This is a genomic window from Synechococcus sp. R60.1 (genome assembly GCF_047461835.1).
Classification (GTDB): Bacteria; Cyanobacteriota; Cyanobacteriia; order Thermostichales; family Thermostichaceae; genus Thermostichus.
Map to the genome: position 1 here is coordinate 1107 of NZ_JANSIA010000135.1, position 3499 is coordinate 4605.

2 protein-coding genes and 1 CRISPR repeat array are annotated in these 3499 nt (G+C 52.8%); both genes read right to left on the reverse strand.

The window, feature by feature from the left end:
- Positions 1 to 41: 41 nt before the first annotated feature.
- A CRISPR array of direct repeats spans positions 42 to 1811; the repeat unit is 36 nt; unit sequence GTTTCCAATTTCTAGGGATCCCCCCGAAGGGGGAAC.
- 250 nt (positions 1812 to 2061) lie between these two features.
- Entirely contained in the window at positions 2062 to 2340 is a 279-nt protein-coding gene (gene cas2 / locus NW834_RS13305) for a CRISPR-associated endonuclease Cas2 (RefSeq protein ID WP_414329659.1), read from the reverse strand.
- Positions 2340 to 3329 carry a CRISPR-associated endonuclease Cas1 gene (gene cas1 / locus NW834_RS13310; RefSeq protein ID WP_414329661.1) on the reverse strand — a complete coding sequence of 330 codons (990 nt, stop codon included), beginning with the start codon at positions 3327 to 3329 and terminating at the stop codon, positions 2340 to 2342. Before cas1 ends, cas2 begins: the two co-directional genes overlap by 1 nt.
- Between the last annotated feature and the right edge of the window lie 170 nt (positions 3330 to 3499).

Consider the following 3499-nt stretch of genomic DNA (forward strand, 5'->3'; position numbering starts at 1 on the left):
GGAACTTGCTCCAACACCCAGGAGAAATCCTGGGTGTTGTTGTTTCCAATTTCTAGGGATCCCCCCGAAGGGGGAACTTGCTCCAACACCCAGGAGAAATCCTGGGTGTTGTTGTTTCCAATTTCTAGGGATCCCCCCGAAGGGGGAACAACTGAACTAGTTTCCCCACTCTTACTAAAGACTACCACTCGTTTCCAATTTCTAGGGATCCCCCCGAAGGGGGAACTTTCAATACTTCAACGAGGTTGCTCTTTGCCTTGGTATCGTTTCCAATTTCTAGGGATCCCCCCGAAGGGGGAACGTCAGGTCACCCACGGGGGTGAAATCCTCACGGACAACGACGACGAATAGTTTCCAATTTCTAGGGATCCCCCCGAAGGGGGAACGCTAATCGCCGCCGAGGTCTGGGGCGACATCGTGATAGAGGTTTCCAATTTCTAGGGATCCCCCCGAAGGGGGAACACACACCCAGGAGAAATCCTGGGTGTTGTTTATTTCCCGAAGTTTCCAATTTCTAGGGATCCCCCCGAAGGGGGAACCAGAGACCCTGCAAGACATCAACCCGGCAAACCTGGCTCAGCGGGGTTTCCAATTTCTAGGGATCCCCCCGAAGGGGGAACCAGGACTTCAAACCTGCAGTCGAGTATACCGGCCTGTTTCCAATTTCTAGGGATCCCCCCGAAGGGGGAACGCGAAGATCAATGTCCGCCCGAATGGGGTGTTGAAGCATGCTGTTTCCAATTTCTAGGGATCCCCCCGAAGGGGGAACAGCTTCCCAAACCCTCCGTCCTCTGGCGGATGTGGTGAAGTTTCCAATTTCTAGGGATCCCCCCGAAGGGGGAACCAGAAACCAGAATATACATTTATAACCCATTTTCTAAAGTTTCCAATTTCTAGGGATCCCCCCGAAGGGGGAACGAGATAATCCTGGGTGTTGGGGGAGGAGGCTTAGTTACGTTTCCAATTTCTAGGGATCCCCCCGAAGGGGGAACTCAACGACGCGAGAGGGCTCGTAAACGGTTCAATCGCGTGTTTCCAATTTCTAGGGATCCCCCCGAAGGGGGAACTAGATGCCTGCCGCTTTGTCCGAGCCCGGCTAATCACCGTTTCCAATTTCTAGGGATCCCCCCGAAGGGGGAACAAAAGATGATTCGCCCGAGAAAGTTTCCCAAAGTATCGTTTCCAATTTCTAGGGATCCCCCCGAAGGGGGAACTCGAATGCTGTCTATATACACCAATGCCCGAGAGGGGGTTTCCAATTTCTAGGGATCCCCCCGAAGGGGGAACGTACATCATGGCTACCAGGACTTACACATACGAGGAAGTTTCCAATTTCTAGGGATCCCCCCGAAGGGGGAACTGGATCGTGCTTCAAGAGGGGCTAAGACTGTTTGGGAGGTTTCCAATTTCTAGGGATCCCCCCGAAGGGGGAAGTGTATAACCGTTACAGTAAATCTCAGTGCCATCATAGTGGTTTCCAATTTCTAGGGATCCCCCCGAAGGGGGAACCAAGGTATTTCAGAGATGCTTAGTTTGTTTATTGTCTTGCTAGTTTCCAATTTCTAGGGATCCCCCCGAAGGGGGAACCGCCCGAATGGGCAGAGGCCTACATCATTTTCTAAGCTCCGTTTCCAATTTCTAGGGATCCCCCCGAAGGGGGAACCCGTGAGTTTCTCACGGAGTGCGCTGTGCCCGAGAACCTTGTTTCCAATTTCTAGGGATCCCCCCGAAGGGGGAACTGACCGACACAAATCCGACACCTGCAGGGTAGGCGTGTTTCCAATTTCTAGGGATCCCCCCGAAGGGGGAACCTACCCCTATTAAACCCAAGCAGGGCAAGGAATGCAAGACCCATTTGCGAGGGATCCGGAAAAAAGTCGGCAAAAAGGGTGCTGGCGAGGGGGCTTTGGGGCCGGAAAGCCTTGTGGCGCAAGGCGTCGAGGGATCGGACGAAAGAATCGGCCTTTGCGGCTTTTGGCGGATCGCTCGCGCAGGCGTTGATACCGTTTGAGTGTGCTTTTGGAAACACCGAGTGCTTAAGTAGGAAGAGACTTGCCTGAGCTACACAATGACCGAGCTGGGGGGTGCAGTCAGGGCAGGCCCACCCCAGATTTCCACCTGGGCGAGGACATAGCTAGTGAGCGGATAGAAGCGGACGCTGTCTTCCTCGGGCTTGATCTTCTTGCGGAGCCGCAGTTTGAGCTCCTCGAACTTGTCTTTGTCGAGGACGCACTCAAACACGCTGTATTGCACGCGCTTGCCGTAGCCTTCTAGCAGGTCGGCAATTTTCTTGCGTCGCTTGTCGCAGGGAGTATCGTAGGTAACAACATAAAGAAACATCAGCGAATCCGGTAGGGCTGGTACAAATCTTGAGGATTATAGACGGATTGCTTAAACTTTTTAACTTGCTGCGTTAGCAGATCCCAGCGGGGTTGATCTCCGTCAGGGGTCTGGATGGATCCCTCCATTCTTTGGATGAAAGCTGTAAGGTACTTTTTCCTGCCACTATCACTTAGAAAACAGCCACCATCGCGATACTCAAAGTCTTCTTCGATGTTCATAATGCCCTTGTTGATCAGCCAGAGGACTATTGAATCTACAATAGGCGCCCGAAATTCTTCCAGTAAGTCCGAAACCAGAGCAGCATGGCGTTCACTGCTAGCGTGCAAGCAACCCTGATAGGGATCCAAATCTTGCAGCTCAATCAGGGTTAATAGATGGTTCCAGAGCACCATGTAGCCAAAGCTGAGCATGGCATTAACCGGGTTAGTGGGCGGCTGTCGAGTGCGGTTAAGCAAAACAAAGCCCCTTTGCTGAAGGCAATTTCCCAATTCCGGGAAATACAGAGCCGCAGCCGCTCCTTCAATGCCCCGCAATTGATCTAGAGACTTGGCCTCAAGAGCTTGAGCAGCCAAATGTTCCAGACTGCGCAGGGTCAGATCCCCTGTTTCAGTGGGGCGCTGCCTGAGCTGCCTCATCAGCAGCACCCGGCTATTGAGCAGCTTGGCTCGCACCATCTGGGCTGCCGTTTGCAATCGCCATTCTTCAGGGAGCGCCTGTTGCAAATGAGCTAAGCGGCGGTACCCCCTCTCTATAGGAACAAGGCGACCATAGCAATAGCCTAGCCGGGAGAGATAGGCAATAGGAATATTCCGCCTCAGGCACGCTCTCACTACGTCTGTGGTGACCTGGGATCGGCCAAAGATTAAAATTTGCTCCAGCAAGGGTAGAGGCACCTCCTGCAAGAGCGACTCGCCCAAATAGACCATTACGAACTCTTGCTTAAGGCTTAGCCTACACCCCTGCTGAGAGACATATAAAGTTCGCATTATTCGTCATGACGACGCAGATCTTCAGCGCCTCGCCTCTGATCTATGGCATTGCCGGGTTTAGAGCGGCCACGCTCCGGTAAAATCTCAACATCAATTTCAGGACTTGACAAGAAATCCATCACGATCTCGGCCAGACTGCCCGAAAAGAAGCTGGCAATCATGACAAG

Excerpts from the sequence above, each read along its gene's own strand:
- cas1 (WP_414329661.1), bottom strand. The coding sequence starts at position 3,329 with ATGCGAACTTTATATGTCTCTCAGCAGGGGTGTAGGCTAAGCCTTAAG.
- cas2 (WP_414329659.1), bottom strand. The coding sequence starts at position 2,340 with ATGTTTCTTTATGTTGTTACCTACGATACTCCCTGCGACAAGCGACGC.